Raw genomic sequence first — 19,511 nt, forward strand, 5'->3', positions numbered from 1 at the left:
TGGCTTGTTACTTCTGCGCTGAATAAACTCATAAGGAATAACCATTGTGTCATTTACCCGCCTTGAATTAATTTGCCAAAAACACTATGAGTAGATCAACTTCTTATACTGATTGGTATAATTTAGTACTCCAGCGCGACTCACTGTCACTTTATGTTTAATTTTAGGCATAAAAAAACCGAGGTAACTAAACACCTCGGCTGTTTTCAACGCTTATCGCTAATCTGCTTTTTTATACTCAGTATAAGCTTCACCCGCTTTAAGCCACTCTGGTGCAGGTTTACCTTTTAAGTAGTGATCAAAATATTCCATCATTCGTATACTGTAATCTAGCTTATTAGGATACTTTTTAAGGTGATGAGGTTCATCCTGATACTGTAGGAATACCACATCCTTACCAGCGCGGCGCATCGCTAAATACAGCTCAACACCCTGCTCCCAAGGCACTGCATCATCTTTATCACCAAACATAATCATCATAGGCGTGTTAATTCGCTCAACATAAAATACTGGTGAATTCTCGATGTACTTTTGCGGTGATTTGAATAGGCTTTCACCTATACGGCTTTGACCAGTCTCATACTGAAACTGCCTTGCTAAACCACTGCCATGACGTATGCCACTGTATGCACTTGTCATGTTAGATACAGGGGCACCTGAGACTGCAGCCCTAAATATATTGGTTTTAGTCACTGCAAAAGCAGTTTGGTAACCCGCCCAAGAATGTCCTTGGATCCCAACACCTTGTGGATCAGCAATACCGATATCAATCAGGTGTTGCACCCCTGAAGTTAACGCTTGTACTGAACTATCCCCTGGATAACCGACTTCAAAGCGGATATCAGGTAAAAAGACCGCATAACCATTGTCGGCGAACCAAGCAAAGTTCGGACGATGATTAAGCTTCATTTGCGGGAATGAGTGTAATCTGTCACTCATAAAGCGATAGTAGTATACGAGTACCGGGTAACGCTGCCCTTCAACGTAGTTAGTCGGCTTAATCAACACACCATCAAGCGGCTTACCATCACCATTAGTCCATTGCACTAACTCAGACTTACCCCAGTTAAATGCCCGTCTTTGCTTATCAAAATCTGTCTGGCGATTTGCTGTTTGTGGTGATAGATAGTCAGCGGTATAAAGATCAGGAAATAGATCATATTGCTCTTTAGAAAACACCACCGTTTCCGCATCTTTACTGCGCGCTAAAACCTTTAATTTGTAATCTCCGCCAATAAGTTTTGTGACTCCAGCAGTACCTATTTGCGCTTGATAAAAACCATCACCTTTGGTGATATCGCTATAACCCTGTAAAAGCACCTGTTGGTTACTGCTCAATACAGTTGGGCTGTCTTTATCGTCAACCAGACCAGTAACACGATATTGCACCCTCTCTTTACGTCCCTTGCCTGCCGTCAGGTTGAAGGCCTCATGGGAAAGAGTATTTAACTGCCAGATGTCAAACTTGTCGTAAATAAGCAACCCTGCGTCATCAGCGAGCCATGGACCAAAACCATACCCAGGCGCATTCGATGGATAATCATGATCTTCATCAGCAAAGGATACCCCTAAGCTCTTAGTAACATTAATTTTCCTATCATTAGCAATTTCGTATAGGAAAGCATTTCCTTGCAGGTAATAAGCAACAAACTTTTCATTGGGTGATAGAATAGGCTCTGACCCACTGCTCTGTTGACTCAACACCGGAATTTTACGACCAGTATTGATATCGACTAAATAAAAATCTCGATAAAAGCCGGCCCAAGTGATCATCTTTCTATAGGGTAAATCGGAACTTGCCAGCGCATAACGCTGCTGCTGTTGAATCTTTACATCAGGAACTTGCAAATCTGCAAGTTGCACCAGATTATTACCAGTAACATGCAGCACTGCTAGATAAGTACGCTTAAGCTCTTTCTTATACTGTTTTACTTCATGAGGCTTTATACGAGGATCTTCACCATGCCAAACACGCAGCGCTCGTTGGCCAGTGATGATTCTTTGATCATACAGGTCCACTTCTTTTTCAACTTTTGCTAACTCGATTTGCTGGCTGACCTGTGGCACTCGTCCGAAAAACAAGCGTTGACTGTCATCAGAGAAACGTAATGCAGCGTAACGATTCAAAGTCCAATCTTTTGATGTCGGTGTAGTAGTAACACTACCAGACTCAATATTGAACAGAGATAATGAGTATTCACGTCCGAATGGCGCTTGTTTAGCATCACCGAAAGTAAAACCTAAGTACTTACCGTCGTCACTTAAGGCCAATGCTCCAAGCTGCTGCTGTTTTAAACTATGGACTATTTTGGCGCTATTGTTCGCTAAACTAACTAGCCTTAGTTCATGTTTGTCAGCCTCGACATTATTTATTGCAAGCGCAAAGTGCTTACCAGACTTGTCAAAATTAAATGCAGTAACATCTTTAAAAGTAATCGATTTCAGTTCATTAAGTGCAACAAGCTCAACGGTTGAACCTTTGTCGTAATCATCAACTTTAATGTCATTTTTACTTGTTTCATCGCTGTCTTTAGCTTTAGTCTCTTTTTTCTTACCTTCAGCTTCATACCAAATGGCAATATGTGAGCCGGTTTCGTTAAATTCAAACGACTTAACCCGCTCATAACGCAGCTCTTTGCCCGTATTGGTATCGACTAATACCATACCTGACTTAAGTTTCTTCTTTTCCTTCTTTGATGCCATTTCAGTTGTCAGCAAAGGCTGCTTGTCAACAAAGGCAACATAACGACCGTCATGGCTTACCTTTGGCTTACTGCCACCTTTTACACTAAACTCTTTTTTCATGGTCAGATTTTTGACTAAGCCGCGGCTATCGCCTCTGTCTGGTGAAACCTCAACCGCCAGAGTTGTGCCTGTATCCGAAATCACAGGTTTACTGAGTGATTCGAATCGCATGATGTCGTCAGGAGTGATGGAATGGGTCGCGGCATAGAGGCTTGCTGGTAATAGACTCGCCGAAAATAACAGCAGAGATTTCATAGGTAATGACTTCAAGGTCTTCCTCATTTTTATATAGTTATTAGACTAAAGTAGACTTTTTTAACCTTTAACGATCAATCATCGTCATTAGCGGTGATTTATGCAAGTTACCCTACAGAAAAAAACGTGAGATTGCTCACCTTTTCCTGTGAAAAGTGTTTAAAAGTGTTTAAAATACGTCGCACAAAACGAAAATAATACTAAGGGATGTTGCTACTCCTTTAATGGAAGCTGTTGCCCTTGAATAAATGCTGATATGACTCAGATGTTTACACGTCAGGTATGACCTAAAACACAGATGAAGCCAGTATTTCTTCAAGTGCAGCATGATTAGCAACAGACCTTTAATCACTTGCTATGTCCTTAAGACATGGTTAGACAATTGCAGTAACGCCTCAGCGCGGTAGGATTATCCATGACAAAAAGAACTATAACCGTCATCCCAGGTGATGGGATTGGCCCAAGCATTATCGATTCAGCACTAAAAATTCTTGATAAAGCGGGTTGTAATTTTGACTATGAATTTGCAGACGCAGGTCTTGTTGCTCTCGAGAAGCACGGTGAACTAGTGCCTCAACGCACGCTTGATTTAATTGAAAAAAACCGTATTACGCTTAAAGGCCCTTTAACGACTCCTGTCGGTGAAGGTTTTACCTCTATTAACGTAAGCCTACGTAAGCAATTTAGCCTTTACGCTAACGTGCGCCCAGTATTATCTTTTAAAGGTACTCAAGCACGTTACGACAATATCGATATCATCACTGTTCGTGAAAATACCGAAGGCATGTATTCAGGCCTAGGCCAAACCGTATCAGATGATGGTGCAACCGCTGAAGCGACTAGTATTATTACTCGCCAAGGTGCTGAGCAAATTACGACTTTTGCTTACGAGCTAGCCCGTAAAGAGGGTCGTAAAAAGGTTACTATCGTCCATAAAGCTAATATTATGAAGTCAACTTCTGGTCTGTTTTTAAAAGTCGCACGCGAAGTTAGCCAGCGCTACCCAGACATCGAAACAGAAGAGATGATTGTTGATGCAACATGTATGAAGTTAGTCATGAGTCCTGAAATCTTTGACGTGATTGTTACCACCAACTTATTTGGTGATATCTTGTCAGATCTTTGTGCCGGTCTTGTAGGTGGTCTTGGTATGGCACCAGGTGCAAACATTGGTAGCGATGCTGCAATTTTTGAAGCTGTACATGGCAGTGCGCCAGATATTGCAGGAAAGAATCTTGCGAACCCGACATCAGTAGTTCTAGCATCAATTCAAATGCTTGAATACCTAGGCATGAGCGACAAAGCAGAGCTTATTCGCAATGCAATCACAGCAGTGATTGAAGAAGGTGACCGTACAACTCGCGATCTGGGTGGTACTCACGGTACAACTGATTTCACACAAGCTGTTATTGAGCGTCTTTCGTAGATAGAAGTTCTTTCGCTATGCATACTAAAAAGGCCCTAAGTGTTTAACACTTGGGGCCTTTTTGATTAAGCGAACTTTATGAAGTGGGCTGTGCTGGTTTTAAACATAAATGTACAGTGACTTCGTCACGGTCATGGTAAAGATGCTTAGCCGCCATGCTAAAGTCTTTAATGCCATTCTCTTTCAAAATATCAGCCATAGTGTCCAGTATGGTAGTCACTTCTTTATAGCGTGCCTTCATTGGCAACTTTAAATTAAATATCGCTTCCTTAAACCAACCATTAATCGCCCAAGCCTCAACAAGCTCAGCCACTCGAGCCGGTTTTTCAATCATGTCACAAACCAACCAAGTGATATTCTTTCTTGGCGGTTCAAAACGAAAACCGTCAGCTTGGTAATGCTTTACCTGACCCGTTTCCATTAACTTTTCATCCATAGGACCATTATCAACCGCAGCGACAAACATACCACGCCTTACCAGCTGATAAGTCCAACCGCCTGGACAAGCACCGAGATCAACCGCTCTCATACCACTGCTAAGACGGGTCTCTTGCTCATCTTTAGGAATAAAGTGAATAAAGGCTTCATCCAATTTTAAAGTAGAACGACTTGGTGCATCAGCTGCGACTCTAAGACGTGGGATCCCCATAAAGTATGGAGAACTGTTATTGCTTAATGAGAAGCCAACATAAGCTTGGCCAGGGGCAACAAAACAGACGTGAATAATCGGGCGCTTAGGATTTTCCTTCTCCAACAAGTTACCCGACTTTCTTAACGCTTGCCTTAACGGCACCGTAAACTTACGACAGAAGTTAGACAGCTCTTTTGCTTCATTGGTATCAGGTGTTTCAACTCGTAACTCACCCGCCTAATGTATATCAGCCAAAGCTTCGACAATAGGTGTGATACGATCTTGTTCAGGTAATCCCTTTAATAGCGCTTTAGCGGCAAACATCTGTCTAGCAAAAATCAACGAATCGAGACTGATATTCTTTGCTAATATCTCAGCATCACCCGCTTGGAAACACTGAAATATCACATAAGCATCATTGGTGTTTGTTTTAACAAAACCACCAATATCGAGCTCAGCGGCACGCACTTGGATCTCTGCCGCGCAATCTTTCTCATAACCAGCACGGCAAAATAAAAATAGGTTTATCATTGAATTTCCTGAAGATAACAAATAAAAATAGCGGCCAACAAAACTGCTGCCCGCTATTTTACACTTTTACTGCCCAGTAGGGTACTGCCAGTATATTGCCGTACTGTTTAATCGAGCTCTTTAACTCGGTTTCTCCACACTGCGACAGCAATAAACAACCAACCAAGAAGAAAACAAACACCACCCAGCGGTGTAACGGGACCTGTCCACTTAGTGCCAAGTAACGCATATAAGTAGAGCGAACCTGAAAACAGCACAATACCCAACATAAAGAGATAACCAGCCCAATCCAATAGACGAGATTTAAGCCAATGGCCAGCGAAAGCTACCACAATCAATGCAAAGGTATGATAAAACTGATACTCAACTCCAAGATTGAAGATTGCTATCATCTCGGCAGAGGCAACATTCTTAAGCCCGTGCGCGCCAAATGCCCCAAGGGCTACCGCCATAAAACCACTTAACGCTGCCAATAATAAAAAACCACTACGCATTTAGCCTCCTGAACCTCATCAACCTAATGCTGTGAGTTAGATTAAATTTACGCTAGCTCGACACTACGACGTCAAAGCATTGTCAGCCTATAAACGTCTGGATCTGTGAAATAGCTTTCGCTAGATTAGCCTCAAACGTGGTACCTGACGACTTTCTTGGTTTAAAACTATGATCGCCATCGGTTAACCAGTGCAATTTAACTTTTCCCATTGCTGGCCAGGTTTCAACTAAACCTTTATGACCAAACTTATCGCGCTCGCCTTGAATAACCATAAGCGGTGCTTTGCACTTCTCGATTGGGTCAAGCCGAGGCTCACCACCTTTTAGCGGGATAAAGGGATAACCAAGGCACACGACACCGTCAACTGACAAGCTTTCAGCCAGAATGGCAGACATACGTCCTCCCATCGACTTACCCACTAAGAATATTCTTTGAGGCCTAAAATGCTGCTTTAAGATGCTTAATTGCAAGGCATAATCTGCAATCAATTTTGGCGCTCGATCTGGCGGACGTCGTTTACCATCGATAGCATTAGCACGCATATAAGGAAAATTGAAGCGCACAACTTGTGCATTTGCTTGAGCAAGGCCGCTAGCCAGCATCGCCATAAACTCATGCTGCATATTTGCACCCGCACCATGAGCCAGAATAATTAGCGTATCGCAGTTTTGCTTATCATTAGCAGCTAGCGGCGTTAAAAGGTATTCGCTAGCATCATAGGTCAGCTCATCGGCACTTAGCTGTTCCACGGCAGTTGAAATCGCCCCATCTAAGTAAGCTTGCTTTAATCTATCCGGTAAGGAGCTCACTACGAGTCTCCTCTTCAAACATATCAAGCATCCACTCTCTAAAGGCCGCAACCTTACCAATGTCTGCATGATTTTGCTGGCAAACTAAATAATATGCATTTTTACTGACTAGAACCTCAGGAAATGGGCATACCAAACGACCGGCTTTAATATCAGGTCTAGCGAGTACACTGTAGCCTAGCGCTACACCTTGTCCATGAGCAGCAGCTTGTAACACTAAAGAGGAGTGACTAAATATGGGACCTTGGTTCACATTAATATCCGTAATCCCACATTGTCTAAACCAAGCTTGCCAATCTTGACGGCTAGAATCATGTAACAGAGTGTGATTTTTAAGATCACTTGGTTTCTCTAATGGCTTAGGACCACTTAACAACATCGGTGAACAAACTGGAATAAGCACTTCATTACGCAGTTTATCGGCTCGCATTCCACTCCAGTTTCCAAGGCCATAATAGATGGCAACATCGACGTCATCCGTCAACGAACCATCCTCATCATCCACGGCTTTAATTCGTACATCAATATCTGGATTTTTTTCACTAAACTTGGCAAGCCGAGGTACTAACCACTGAATAGCAAAACTCGGAGAAGTCGCTACAGTTAAGGAGCCTATAGCACTTCTTGCGAGTAATCTATCGGTCGCGTCAGCAAGTTGTGTAAAGATATCTTTGATATCAAGAAAGTAACTTTGTCCCTCTTCTGTTAATAAAAGAGAGCGGTTTTTACGCCTGAATAACTTTAGCCCTAAATATTCTTCAAGCGCCTTAATTTGATGACTCACTGCCGCTTGAGTCACAAACAGTTCCTCCGCCGCCCGTGTAAAGCTCAAATGCCTTGCTGCAGCCTCAAATGCCTTCACCGCATTAAGGGGGGGTAGTCGTCTGGCCATAGTGATCGAGATCCCGTTTTTTAATTAGTTTTTCTAATGAGTATTGTTACATTTTATCGTTTGTAAAGGCCAGTGTTTTTGGTTAAATTTTGCGCCAACAAAATGATACTAGTTGGACAGCCTCTACGACGTAATTGGGGAGTGTCTAACAAACCCAAATTTAAGCCTGGAGGCTATTGAACATGTTAAACCTTAAAACTGTATTTGTTATCGCACTTCTATCAGCTTCTACCACTGTTAGCGCAGATGAAATTGCTGTTGATACCACTGACCTTGAAGCGACATTAACTGCTAACTTAGCAGAAAGCATGGAGTTGATGCAGGTACAGTTAACTGAAGAGCTAAACACTATGCTTGTTGCTGAAGAGCAGCAAGAAGACAAAGCGACTAAAACAGTTCAGCTCGCTGACTAATCACTTAACAAATATTAATACAGTAGAGACGCTCTCAGGCACTTTAATCGACAGATAAAGTTAAGCCATAGATGGAAAACCATCTCTGTCTCGTTATTAATATATAAAAAAGCCACCTACGAAGGGTGGCTTTTTTGTGTCTATTGAAAAATATTCCACTTTAAACATCACAAAAAAAGCGACCTTTAAGTCGCTTTTTCATCAAGTAGTTTAGCTGCTACTCTTTTAAGGTCGGTAAACCTTAACATTACTGTAACCCTGCTCTTGCAAATAAAGCGCCTGTAGCTTACTCATCACACCGCGATCGCAATACAATAAGTAAGTCTTATCTTTGTCCAAATCTGCAAATTGAGTCGCTAACTTATAGAATGGAATAGTCTTGGTTTCAATTCCTTCAATTTCTAGCGGATCTTTCTCTTCCTCTTCAGGCGCACGTACATCAATAATCACTTCATCTGCACTGATTGCAGCAACGGTTTCAGCTTCAGTAATTTTGGTGTCCATCTGAGTTGCAATCTCTTTGATGTCAATAATGACAGCATCTTGAATCACTCTATCAATGAGATCATCAGAGAATTTAGCTTCTTCTGCTTCTACTTTTGACAGTACCGCTTTCACCGTTGGTTTCTGTGAAATCACGCCGCAGTACTCTGGGATCGACTTAGCAAAGTCCTCTGTACCAATCTCGCGGCTTATATTAATAATATCCTGCTTATCCATCGCAATTAACGGCCGCAATATAAGCTGCTCTGTACAACGGTCAATGACATTGAGGTTAGTCAAGGTTTGGCTAGAGACTTGCCCCATCGCTTCACCGGTGACCAGAGCTTGGATCCCCATTTTGTCAGCAACGCGTGCAGCTGCTCGCATCATCATACGTTTAAGTACAACGCCCATCTGTCCATTATCGACTCGCTCTAGAATCTCTTGCACAACAGGATCAAATGGTACTGAGATAAACTTAACTTTGTGTGATTCACCGTATTTCTGCCATAAATGGTAGGCAACCTGCTTAACACCAATTTCGTGTTGATCGCCACCTAAATTAAAAAAGCAGTAGTGAGTACGCGAACCACGCTTAATAAACTGATAGCTAGAAACACCTGAGTCAAAGCCACCCGATATTAGCGATAACACGTCCTCTTGGGTCGCCATAGGGAAACCACCAAGACCTTGAATACGTTTATCAACGAGATAAAGCTGTTCGTTATCTATTTCTAGATTAACCGTCATGTCAGGATTTTTCAGGCGTACGCCAGCAGCTTCAGTAAACTGGTTTAGACCACCACCAACATAGCGTTCAACTTCAATCGAGTTAAAGTCATGTTTACCCGCACGCTTAACGCGCACACAAAATGTCTTTCCAGCTAGCTGGTCTTTATACACGGCTAACGTTTGCTGATAGATATCATCAACAGACTCAAACGTGCTTACATTCACTTGCAGTACATGGGCAATACCGGGAATACAAGCTAAGCGCTCGCCAAATGCTTCAATCAAATCAGGTCTATCATCTGGCACCATCACCATGATTTTGTCCCATTGACGTTGTACTTTTGCAGACTCATCCACTTTTTTAAGTACATTACGAATATTGGTTTCAAGCATTTTGGTAAAGCGCATTCTTACCGGCTTGCTTTTCATCATGATTTCAGGGAACAGTTTTACGATAAATTTCATTGGTCTTCCGCGGGGGCAAATTTAAACAGCAATGGGTGGATTATAACAATATCCCGACACGTTTGCGTATATCTGATCTGTCATTATCGGCGAATATTCGTCTTTGCAACGTTGAAAGTCACATATAAAGCAGAGGAACCCCTAAATGAAGTGCAGATAGCAACGATAGCTGCTATCTGCTCGCGAGGGTAGATTAACTATTTTGAGACTTGGATCTCGTCAGATTCTTTTGCCTTGCCCTGTTCGATAGCGATTTCAACACGGCGATTGCGCGCCCTATTTGCTTGAGAGTTATTTTCGACCAATGGCGCCGATGAAGCCATTCCCACAACCTTGAGCCGCTGCTGATCAAACCCTTTCACTCTTATCATTTCATGGGCAACAGCTACAGCCCGCTTGCTCGACAGATCCCAGTTTGAGCTATAAAGCTCATTAGAAATATTCCAATCATCGGTGTGTCCCGATACGGTCACAATACCAGGAACATCTTTTAGCAGCTCACCGACTCGTCTAACAATTGGCTTGAAGCGTGGCTGTAAAAAACCAGAACCCGATGCAAAGGCGCCTTTTTCTCGAATTCGAATAATAATCTGCTGACCTAGAGATTCTATTTCAATCGCACCATCAACAATCTCTTTATTGAGCTCTTGCGCCATTTTCTTAACTTGCTGATTAATTTCTTCCTGTGCAGCAGCTTCTGCTTTAGAGGCTTCACTTTTAGACTCTGAAGTTGACTTGGCTAGCGCTTGCGCATCTTCTTGCTCTTGGGCTGTCGACGATGACTCACCGCCACGCTGCTCACCACGTTGCTGCTGTACGCCACCTGCACTGTCATCTTCACCTTCCTGAAACTCTAGCATAGGCTCAGTCATTTCATTGGTTTGCTGATTGATGATTTCAATAGGGGTAGACTCAGGCCTCCCAGGCCTAAACTCCAATGCAATGACCGATGTTCCTTTAGGAATATCTTTAACTTCTACCTTATTTTGTACCCCAAAAGCATATTTCATGGAGCCGGCAATTTGCTTAAACTTCATCACATCCATTTCTGAGAATGCGAGCAATAGTACAAAAAAGCACATCAACAAAGACATCAAATCGGCAAAGGTTGCCAACCATAGCGGCGCCCCAGGTGGCGGACAGTCACATTTGACTTTCTTTGCCATGGAGCTAAGCCCCGTCCAAGGTATCTATTGTGCGAGCTTTTTCAGAAAGATAATTTTTTAGGAACCCCTCAATGACACGAGGGTTTTGGCCATCTTGAATAGCCAGAACTGCATCCATGATTAGATTTCGATTTAGCATCTCTTCGCCCATTCTTAAGGACAATTTATCCGCTATCGGTATCGCAACCATGTTAGCCACTACGGCGCCATAAAGTGTCGTCAGTAGAGCAACCGCCATTGCTGGACCAATGGATTTAGGATCATCCATATTTGATAACATACCCACCAAACCAATCAGCGTACCAATCATGCCCATCGCCGGCGCCACATCACCGATGGATTTAAAAATACCCACACCAGTTTTATGGCGCTGCTCGGTCAAGGCAATATCTTTTTCTAACGCGTCGCGAACCACGTCACCATCATGGCCATCCACCAGCATATCGACCGCTTTTTGCATAAAGCTGTTGCTAATTTCAGCCTCTTCTAACGCCAAAAAGCCACCTTTGCGAGCAGCATCAGCCATCGTTATTGACTGCTCAATTAGATCTTCAGGTTTATCAATTTTAAAAATGAATGCTTTGGCGGCAATTTTAGCAGCGCCGAAAAATTGCTTGAGGTTATACTTCATCATCACAACAAACAGTGAACCTATCATCACAATCAAGATAGAGGGCACGTTAATGAAAATCCCTATCCCACCGCCACTTGCCATCGCCATGATAACAAACGCGAATGCACCAATCAGTCCTATTAGGGTTGCTAAATCCAAAATTGCTCCTCAAATACCAATATAATCACGCTGCTAATACAATTGAATGCTCACAATAATAACTAAAAACGCTAGCGTCGATAAAATCCATAAGCGACAATATTACGCTTGCAACGTGACAGCAAGCACCACGTAAATAAACGGCTAAATAGCACTCACATTTTCAACATTGCACCTAATATAGCGACCAAAGTGAAGATCTCTTGAGTGATATTTCCCGCAATTGTTACGTTAAATCCGTTAAAATAGATCCCAAATGTATATTTCACGTATTCACTCAACAGACGATTACCAAAAGTTGCTGATGGAATAGAGTAAATAATACCAATTGCATTAAAAGTTTGACCATTCAGCGGGAATTCAAAACGCTGTAGGCAAGTAGTGGGATTTGAGCTAATAGTTATTCTATATCCAAATCCTATAATGAAGCATACAACGTTTTGAAACCCGCACTTCGTGAGCACCTCAGTCTTTCCACTTCTGCTTTGCATTGTCTTAAAAGGGAATGACCATTTCTTTACCAAAGCGCTTTGAATTGAAAAGACTGAGGGGGCTCTGAACTGGTCAAATACTTAATGCAATTGGTATAAATATGCTTTAAGTGGACTTTTTTCACACGAAAACGTGCTTTTGTGCAAATAGTCAACGGCTTAATTTGACCCTTGTGCCCTGCTGATATACTTTGTGTATCGCTTAATTCTAGGAATGATCATCGTGGCAAAAAAACCAGAAAACCTCTCTTTTGAAGAATCACTTTCCGAACTAGAAAAAATAGTTGCTGACTTAGAGCACGGTGATGTCTCTCTCGATGACGCATTAAAGCAATTCGAGCGTGGAATTAAGCTTGTGCGTAATAGCCAAGGGAAACTAGAAAATGCCCAGCAAAAAGTCGCTGTGCTTATGGCTGATGAGGGTGTTGACACGCTTAAGCCTTACGACGTTGAGGGCGAGTAATTGTTAGCAGAGTCACTTGTTACCTACCAACAACGTATAAACCAGCTTCTCGCGACGCGTATTGATGCGCTTGACGATATCGATCCTAAGCTAAAAGCTGCGATGAAACATGGTGCCCTAATTGGCGGCAAACGCATTCGACCATTCTTGGTTTATGCCATCGGCGAGATGCTAAACGTTAAACTCGAAACATTAGATTCTTGTGCCGCAGCAATTGAATGTGTTCATGCATACTCACTTATCCATGACGACCTTCCCGCCATGGATGACGACGCACTACGCCGCGGTCAGCCGACTGTACATATCGCTTATGATGAAGCAACAGCCATTCTTGCTGGCGATGCCTTGCAAGCTCTGGCATTTGAAATCATCAGTGAGCCAATTAAAAATATTGCCCCATCACAGAATTTAGCCATGGTTAAAGCCTTGGCAAATGCCTCTGGTTACAGTGGCATGTGCGGCGGTCAAGCGATGGACTTAAGTGCCACAGATAAACAGATAGAATTAGCCACCCTTATTCAACTGCATAAGCTCAAAACGGGTGCACTAATCCGCTGCGCAGTCGAGTTTGCTATTATTGCCGCAAAGATTAACGATGATGAACGACAAGCTTTAGTCGATTTTGCTGACGCCATAGGGCTGGCATTTCAGGTACAAGACGATGTTTTAGACATTATTGCCAGTACCGAAGAGCTTGGAAAACCTCAAGGTTCTGACACAGATTCAAATAAGAGCACTTATCCGAAGTTGCTTGGTTTAGAAGGCGCCCAACAAACTGCTTCAAGTTTGATTGAGGACGCACTATCAGCGCTGGCTAAATTACCATACAATAGCCAGTTAATTGCCGAATTCGCCCGTTATATCATTGTGCGAAGAGTATAAATAAGAGACAAAGAATCTCGATATGAGTTTTGATATTTCTCAATTTCCTGTGCTAGCACAGGCAAATACCCCTGATGAGCTGAGACAGCTCCCTCAAGCCGTTCTGCCACAATTGGCTGACGAACTGAGAGGTTTCCTTTTGAAGTCAGTGGGTAAATCAAGTGGCCATTTTGCATCAGGCCTTGGCACTGTCGAACTGACAGTGGCGATCCACTATGTCTATAATACGCCGTTTGATCGACTAATTTGGGATGTTGGCCACCAGGCCTACCCTCATAAAATCCTTACTGGTCGTCGCGAAAGAATGCACACTATTCGCCAAAAAGGGGGGGTTCATCCTTTCCCTTGGCGCGAAGAGAGTGAATACGACACCTTTAGTGTTGGCCACTCAGGAACTTCCGTGAGCGCTGCACTAGCAATGGCTGTTGCTGCTGAAAAAGAGCAAGCGGGTCGTAAAGTTGTCTCCGTTATTGGCGATGGCGCTATGACTGGCGGCATGGTGTTTGAAGCCATGAATCACGCTGGTGATCTACACAACGACATGCTGGTGATCCTAAACGACAATGAGATGTCTATCTCTGAAAACGTTGGTGCTCTCAACAACCATCTTGCTCAGCTTATGTCAGGACGTTTCTACACCACTATCCGTGAAAACAGCAAAAAGGTGCTTAAAGGCATGCCTGTTATCAAAGAGATGGCGAAGCGCACCGAAGAGCACCTTAAAGGCATGGTTGTTCCTGGCACTATGTTTGAAGAGCTCGGCTTTAATTATATTGGCCCTATTGATGGCCATGACGTTGACGCCTTAGTTGAGACCTTACGCAATATGCGTAACCTCAGCGGCCCCCAGATTTTGCATATCATGACCAAAAAAGGTCGTGGTTATGAGCCTGCTGAAAAAGATCCAATCGGCTGGCATGCAGTGCCTAAGTTTGACCCCTCAACCTTTGAAAAGCCGGCTAGCAAACCAAGCGACCCAACCTTCTCGCAAGTGTTCGGTAAGTGGCTTTGTGATGTGGCTGAGAAAGATGAAAAGCTATTAGCTATCACCCCAGCAATGCGCGAAGGCTCTGGTATGGTTGAGTTTTCTCAGCGCTTCCCTAAGCAATATTTCGATGCCGCAATTGCCGAGCAGCATGCGGTCACCTTAGGTGCAGGTTTTGCCTGTGAAGGCTATACACCTGTAGTTGCAATCTACTCGACTTTCTTACAGCGTGGTTACGATCAGCTGATCCACGATGTGGCGCTGCAGAAACTACCTGTGGTGTTTGCTATCGATCGTGGTGGTATTGTTGGCGCAGATGGTCCAACTCACCAAGGTGCGTTTGACTTAAGTTTTATGCGTACCGTGCCTAATATGGTCATCATGGCACCATCTGATGAAAACGAGTGTCGGCAGATGCTTTACACTGGCTATTGCTATAAAGCGGGGCCAACGGCAGTGCGTTATCCTCGTGGCAGTGCTACAGGTGCTAAGCAAGTCGAAACCATGACGGCTCTGCCAATTGGTAAAGGCTTGATTAAGCGCCAAGGACAAAAAATAGCCATCCTTAACTTTGGTACTACACTGGCAAATAGTTTAGTTGCTGCAGAAGCATTCGATGCCACCGTTGCCGACATGCGTTTTGTTAAACCGCTTGATGTCGACTTGATTAAAGAGTTGGCTGAAACCCATGATGTGCTGGTAACCGTTGAAGAAAATGCCATTATGGGCGGCGCTGGCTCAGGGGTACTTGAGCTACTGCAAACACTTAAGTTGCCAAAACCTGTGCTGCAAATCGGCTTGCCAGATGAGTTTATCAAACATGGCGCACCTGATGAAATTATCAGTGAACTTAGGCTTGATGCCGCAGGTATCGAAAAGCAGATTGCTGACTACTTAGCGTAAACGGCTTAAACAGCAATCAACACAAGACATAAAAAAGGACTGCGATTGCAGTCCTTTTTTACTTTATAGCGTTGTGGTTTTAGATTAGCCGATATTAAGTCCTGTTCGTCACTTACAAATTAAATAGCTTACTATCTCCTTTCGCATAAATTTTGCAGTCGTCAGTGACCTTACTTTTTCGACGATTTTTTTGGCAAATCTCTAGTGCAGCTTTATTCGCACTTTGTTGATCTTTTCTGTTAACACTATATCCCCATGAAAACGCGCCATCATCGTCAATAGCGACAGCAAAGGCTTTGGCTTCTTTATAATGGAAATATTGATTGAATCCCTTATTGATACTGTCTCGATAACTCTCTCGGGGAGTGGTCTTAGGCGTTTCCTTTTCATCAATTAATGCTTGCACGTCTGCTTGACTGGATAAAGATAAAGTCGTTAGAAATTGCTGTGCTTCTTCACTGCTACGTCGTTTTAGTCCTGAATATATTTTATGATTAAAGGATGTTTTTTCATCATTATCTAATGGAACGTCGGCTAAATGTTTTAGCAAGAAATCGGGGGAGGAATAACTTAACTCATCTAACAATTGTATTTTAAAACTATTGATATCTATCCCATCTTGTTGGGACAACCAAGCCCATGCCTGCTCAGATTCATCGTCTGGCCACCAACGTAAAATATCCGTTAGTTCGGATTTTTTGTTAGAAGCATCAGCCAGTCGTTTATTTGCGGCCGTTTCTGGGTCTACATACATCCAAGTATTATAGGCGTCTTCGATAAGCATTTTGCGCTCATCAACATCCTCTATCAGGTTTAACTTGGCAAAAACATCATCTGGCGAGATTTCTAGCCACTGCATAAGGGGGCTAGCAAGTAAGCCAATATCGTTAAGCTTGCGTAGCTCATCATAAAAGCCGCTAAATTCATCACTAGTTTCTAAGCGGTAGCTAATTGATAAAAGTTCTGATGATATATCAATCTCTTTGTTTTTATACTGCACAAGCAAATGCATCAGCAGTTCTAGATTGTGCTTAGCGAGTATTGAAATAAACTCACGATTAGCAGGAACACCGGTGTCACTGTCAGCGGCTATAAGGTCTTCTTCGAAGATCTCAAAGCCAAACTCAGAATCTTTTGCTGCTAAAACAGCTTTTACATGTTGTAAATAAGGATCGCTATCGGGCAATGGCTTGTATTGCTCAATAAAAGGTAATACTTTTCTGGGAGCAAGCTCAATTAACTGTGACGTTATTAACGGCAGTAACAAATCGCGCTGCACTTTGTTTCTACTATCTAATGTTATTGATAGTGTTTCTAGCTCGGTAAGTGAAAGCTCACTGATAATGCTGTAAAGCTTTATGTGTGCTGTTTTATTTTTTGGGTTTTCTTCTAAATCCAGTAAAAGCTGCTCTATTTCTGCATATGTATTAGCAATATTCTTACTGATGTCTGGTTTGCAAGATGCGAGCTTATCGCTCCCCTCCATGTAACTTATACTTGCCAGTTCTCCACTGTTATCACCACCTAGTACCGAGGTTTTACTCACTTCAGCGGGAGAGGGTATGCTAGTGAATCCTCCTAGCCAAAAGCCGAATGTAAAGGTAACCGCAATGGCCAATAACCAATGTATTGTCTTCAATTATTTAGTCCTTTAAATATTTATACAGGTTGTTATTTCAGATGTAAGTTTGTGTCAAACTTAAAAATAAAGCTATTAAATATATTTATATCAATAACATAAAGATACTTACAGTTAGTCGCAATGATTCAACGCTAAGCTTTAGCTATTTTCAATAAAGTGATACAGATACACACGCATCATTCATCTTCATAGTTTATATCCCAACGATCATCATATGACCCTACAAATTCAACTGTTTCCATCTCCTCTTCTGCGCCTGGCTCAGCTGAATCGGGTGGGCGATGATTTCCATCCGTGCCGGCATAAACTATATTGGTCATTGACAATGACCATTGCATGATATCGGTTGAACTAATAGTACAAGATTCCTTTCCAATGCTTCGAGTTGGTTCTACCGAAGTAAACATGCAAACTCCCCCTAGCACCATATAGGCCGCTTTGTATCGCATAACTTTGAAGTCCTTTTCATTTAAATTAACGACTCCGAATATAGCTATAGTGAGAGCGCCTCCCTAGCGATATAAGCTGATATAAGCTGATGATTGGTGATGATTGGTGATGTTGAGCGAGAAGCTCAGGCATAAAAAATGCCAGCAACATAATGTGCTAGCATTCAGTTTTAATCTACTGGATTTTAGAGTGAAGCTTAACGGTTAATCTTGTGACAAACTAACCATGAACTCACTAACACAAGGGGTGCTGCTAAGACGGTCATTTTCAGTGACATTGAATTCACTGAGGTGCTCAACTCGTTCAGGGTGCATGTTTCGTCGAATAGCCACGTTGAGCGCAAAGTTGTTGATAGCCCCCTTACTCGGCTGCGAAGCAGTGATACCTAATATCTCACGTTCGCTTTCTACCCATGTAGATAACTGATTATAACGCTGCTTAACAAGTTCACTTGAGTGAGCTAACACTACATCTGGCCCGATATAACCATCAAAATACCCTCTTGAGCTAACTCCCAAATAAGTACTAAGCCCAGCAATATTATAGTTCTCGACTCCCCAAAAAGCGTAAGTCAACGCACTAATAATATGGTCGGTAGCCTCTTTAGTATCACCAGAGCGTCGATAACTGCTTTTAGCCGCACTTAGTTCCTGTATAACCAAATATTCAAGTGCATAATAAGAAGCTCCTTCGACCAGTAATTGCTTGGCGATCTGATATTTGAACTCCTTGTCACCATACGCCTCCTGGACTAAAGTCACCATCGCCCATTTATCGCCAGCAGAGGCCAGCTCTTTTAACTCAGCCTTCGGCAGCTCTTGATAGGAAACCACAAAGCTATTATTTGGATGGTTTGCATCATCTAAGTTAATCTCACTCGCACTTTTCATACTCGCCCGACCTTGGTACTCATCCCAATCTGCAACTTGCGACTCAGCCAAAATAATATCCTCAGGGCTCAGCTCTTTTACTGCGTTACACCATGCATCATCGAAACTCTTTCTAGCCTTGTCACTAGCTTGTTGCGGTATAGCCTGTACTGCAGTAGTGGCTCTAAGTTTTGTTGCAGGTGCCGTGTCTTCAATTGCCTTGTAAGCAGCTAAGCTTTCACTGCTTAGCGATTCAAGTGCAGGATTGTTTATGCCTTCAGCTTCTTCTACTTGATTAGAGTCGAAAAAAATAATTAAACCAATGAGGCATAAACCAACGCATACGAGGCTCCAGAGTAAAAGCTTATTTGTCATTTAATTTATTCCGTTTTAAATTCTATAGGCAACTTGCAATACGGTTTGTTTGAAATACAGTGCATACATGTAAGGCGTTATTCCTGTCAGCCTGTGCAATGTCTTTACATTGGGTGTAAGAGTCAAAGGATACACCAGCTTCAACATATACAGCATTACCACCTGCAGAAACAGTACCTCGTCCAGCGCATGATTGTGTCAGAGTATTTCTGTAGATTGCAGATTGGGTAGCATTACAAGTAGCATATTTCGTGTCACTATCCGCCTCACACTTCTCTTTGGTTTCCTTTTCCTCTTCTGGTTCTTCTTGTTTCTCTTCTTTTGGAGGCTCGTTTCTGCTGTTCTCTCCAGTGCCCCCAGTACTAGTGGAATGGACTTGTCCATCTCTTCCAGGTGAGGACTCTATGATCATTTTTTGCGGGCTAGGTCTTTTTCCCACGACCGTAACTCCGTCTTGAGTCGTAGGTCCGGGTTTGTCACCCTCTGCCCAACTTAAAAAACTAGCACTACTCATCACCAAAGCCAATAAAGCCACTTTGAATATTTTTTTGTCTATCTTGCTTATCTGCATTCCGTTGCGTTCCTTGTCGTCGTTCCAGTGTCCGTGAAATTGCTTTCAATTCCTCTCGTACCGG

Annotated in this window: 16 protein-coding genes and 1 pseudogene; 5 read left to right on the plus strand and 12 right to left on the minus strand. The window is 42.8% G+C overall.

Translation table 11 applies throughout. The features are described 5' to 3' along the window. Positions 1–219 precede the first annotated feature (219 nt). Entirely contained in the window at positions 220–3,015 is a 2,796-nt protein-coding gene (locus tag SWP_RS16080; RefSeq protein ID WP_044555998.1) for an alpha/beta hydrolase family protein, read from the minus strand. Positions 3,016–3,415: 400 nt separating this feature from the next. Between SWP_RS16080 and SWP_RS16085 the strand changes: the two genes are divergently transcribed. Beyond that, positions 3,416–4,426, plus strand: coding sequence for an isocitrate dehydrogenase (locus SWP_RS16085; RefSeq protein ID WP_020913643.1), 1,011 nt, complete (start codon positions 3,416–3,418; stop codon positions 4,424–4,426). Positions 4,427–4,502: 76 nt separating this feature from the next. Here the strand turns inward: SWP_RS16085 and rlmM are convergent. From rlmM to SWP_RS16105, 4 genes and pseudogenes are all read right to left on the minus strand, one after another. Continuing rightward, positions 4,503–5,588 (minus strand): annotated as a pseudogene (gene rlmM / locus SWP_RS16090) (23S rRNA (cytidine(2498)-2'-O)-methyltransferase RlmM). A 107-nt stretch (positions 5,589–5,695) separates the two neighbouring features. Continuing rightward, positions 5,696–6,082, minus strand: coding sequence for a DUF423 domain-containing protein (locus tag SWP_RS16095; protein ID WP_020913646.1), 387 nt, complete (start codon positions 6,080–6,082; stop codon positions 5,696–5,698). Between the two features lie 82 nt (positions 6,083–6,164). Then, complete coding sequence (locus SWP_RS16100; RefSeq protein ID WP_020913647.1) at positions 6,165–6,893, minus strand: alpha/beta fold hydrolase; 729 nt, start codon at positions 6,891–6,893, stop codon at positions 6,165–6,167. Continuing rightward, positions 6,874–7,785 (minus strand): transcriptional regulator GcvA, encoded by a 912-nt coding sequence (locus tag SWP_RS16105; protein ID WP_020913648.1) that lies wholly within the window; start codon positions 7,783–7,785, stop codon positions 6,874–6,876. The genes SWP_RS16100 and SWP_RS16105 overlap by 20 nt, the downstream gene beginning before the upstream one ends. Positions 7,786–7,967: 182 nt before the next feature. Between SWP_RS16105 and SWP_RS16110 the strand changes: the two genes are divergently transcribed. Then, entirely contained in the window at positions 7,968–8,198 is a 231-nt protein-coding gene (locus tag SWP_RS16110) for a hypothetical protein (RefSeq protein WP_020913649.1), read from the plus strand. Positions 8,199–8,423: 225 nt separating this feature from the next. Here the strand turns inward: SWP_RS16110 and thiI are convergent, their stop codons facing one another. The 3 genes from thiI to pomA form a co-directional block, all read right to left on the minus strand. Further along, positions 8,424–9,878 (minus strand): tRNA uracil 4-sulfurtransferase ThiI, encoded by a 1,455-nt coding sequence (thiI, locus tag SWP_RS16115; protein ID WP_020913650.1) that lies wholly within the window; start codon positions 9,876–9,878, stop codon positions 8,424–8,426. A gap of 197 nt (positions 9,879–10,075) precedes the next feature. Beyond that, positions 10,076–11,044, minus strand: a complete 969-nt coding sequence (locus tag SWP_RS16120; protein ID WP_020913651.1) for a flagellar motor protein MotB — start codon at positions 11,042–11,044, stop codon at positions 10,076–10,078. A 4-nt stretch (positions 11,045–11,048) separates the two neighbouring features. After that, positions 11,049–11,816, minus strand: a complete 768-nt coding sequence (gene pomA / locus SWP_RS16125) for a flagellar motor protein PomA (RefSeq protein WP_020913652.1) — start codon at positions 11,814–11,816, stop codon at positions 11,049–11,051. A gap of 714 nt (positions 11,817–12,530) precedes the next feature. Between pomA and xseB the strand changes: the two genes are divergently transcribed. Genes xseB through dxs form a run of 3 tightly spaced genes read left to right on the plus strand, consistent with a single transcriptional unit; the run spans position 12,531 to position 15,540 of the window. Continuing rightward, on the plus strand, positions 12,531–12,770 hold the full coding sequence (xseB, locus tag SWP_RS16135) for an exodeoxyribonuclease VII small subunit (RefSeq protein WP_143711203.1): 240 nt from the start codon (positions 12,531–12,533) through the stop codon (positions 12,768–12,770). After that, entirely contained in the window at positions 12,771–13,652 is an 882-nt protein-coding gene (ispA, locus tag SWP_RS16140) for a (2E,6E)-farnesyl diphosphate synthase (RefSeq protein WP_020913654.1), read from the plus strand. 22 nt (positions 13,653–13,674) lie between these two features. Continuing rightward, positions 13,675–15,540 carry a 1-deoxy-D-xylulose-5-phosphate synthase gene (gene dxs, locus SWP_RS16145; protein ID WP_020913655.1) on the plus strand — a complete coding sequence of 622 codons (1,866 nt, stop codon included), beginning with the start codon at positions 13,675–13,677 and terminating at the stop codon, positions 15,538–15,540. A gap of 112 nt (positions 15,541–15,652) precedes the next feature. On the opposite strand, the gene SWP_RS16150 is transcribed toward dxs, so the two are convergent. From SWP_RS16150 to SWP_RS16165, 4 genes are all read right to left on the minus strand, one after another. Continuing rightward, complete coding sequence (locus SWP_RS16150; protein ID WP_044556001.1) at positions 15,653–17,179, minus strand: hypothetical protein; 1,527 nt, start codon at positions 17,177–17,179, stop codon at positions 15,653–15,655. 179 nt (positions 17,180–17,358) lie between these two features. Then, positions 17,359–17,589 carry a hypothetical protein gene (locus SWP_RS16155; RefSeq protein WP_044556002.1) on the minus strand — a complete coding sequence of 77 codons (231 nt, stop codon included), beginning with the start codon at positions 17,587–17,589 and terminating at the stop codon, positions 17,359–17,361. A gap of 246 nt (positions 17,590–17,835) precedes the next feature. Next, complete coding sequence (locus tag SWP_RS16160; RefSeq protein WP_020913659.1) at positions 17,836–18,876, minus strand: hypothetical protein; 1,041 nt, start codon at positions 18,874–18,876, stop codon at positions 17,836–17,838. A 22-nt stretch (positions 18,877–18,898) separates the two neighbouring features. Further along, positions 18,899–19,390, minus strand: a complete 492-nt coding sequence (locus SWP_RS16165; RefSeq protein WP_143711204.1) for a hypothetical protein — start codon at positions 19,388–19,390, stop codon at positions 18,899–18,901. Between the last annotated feature and the right edge of the window lie 121 nt (positions 19,391–19,511).

Source organism: Shewanella piezotolerans WP3 (assembly GCF_000014885.1).
GTDB lineage: Bacteria > Pseudomonadota > Gammaproteobacteria > Enterobacterales > Shewanellaceae > Shewanella > Shewanella piezotolerans.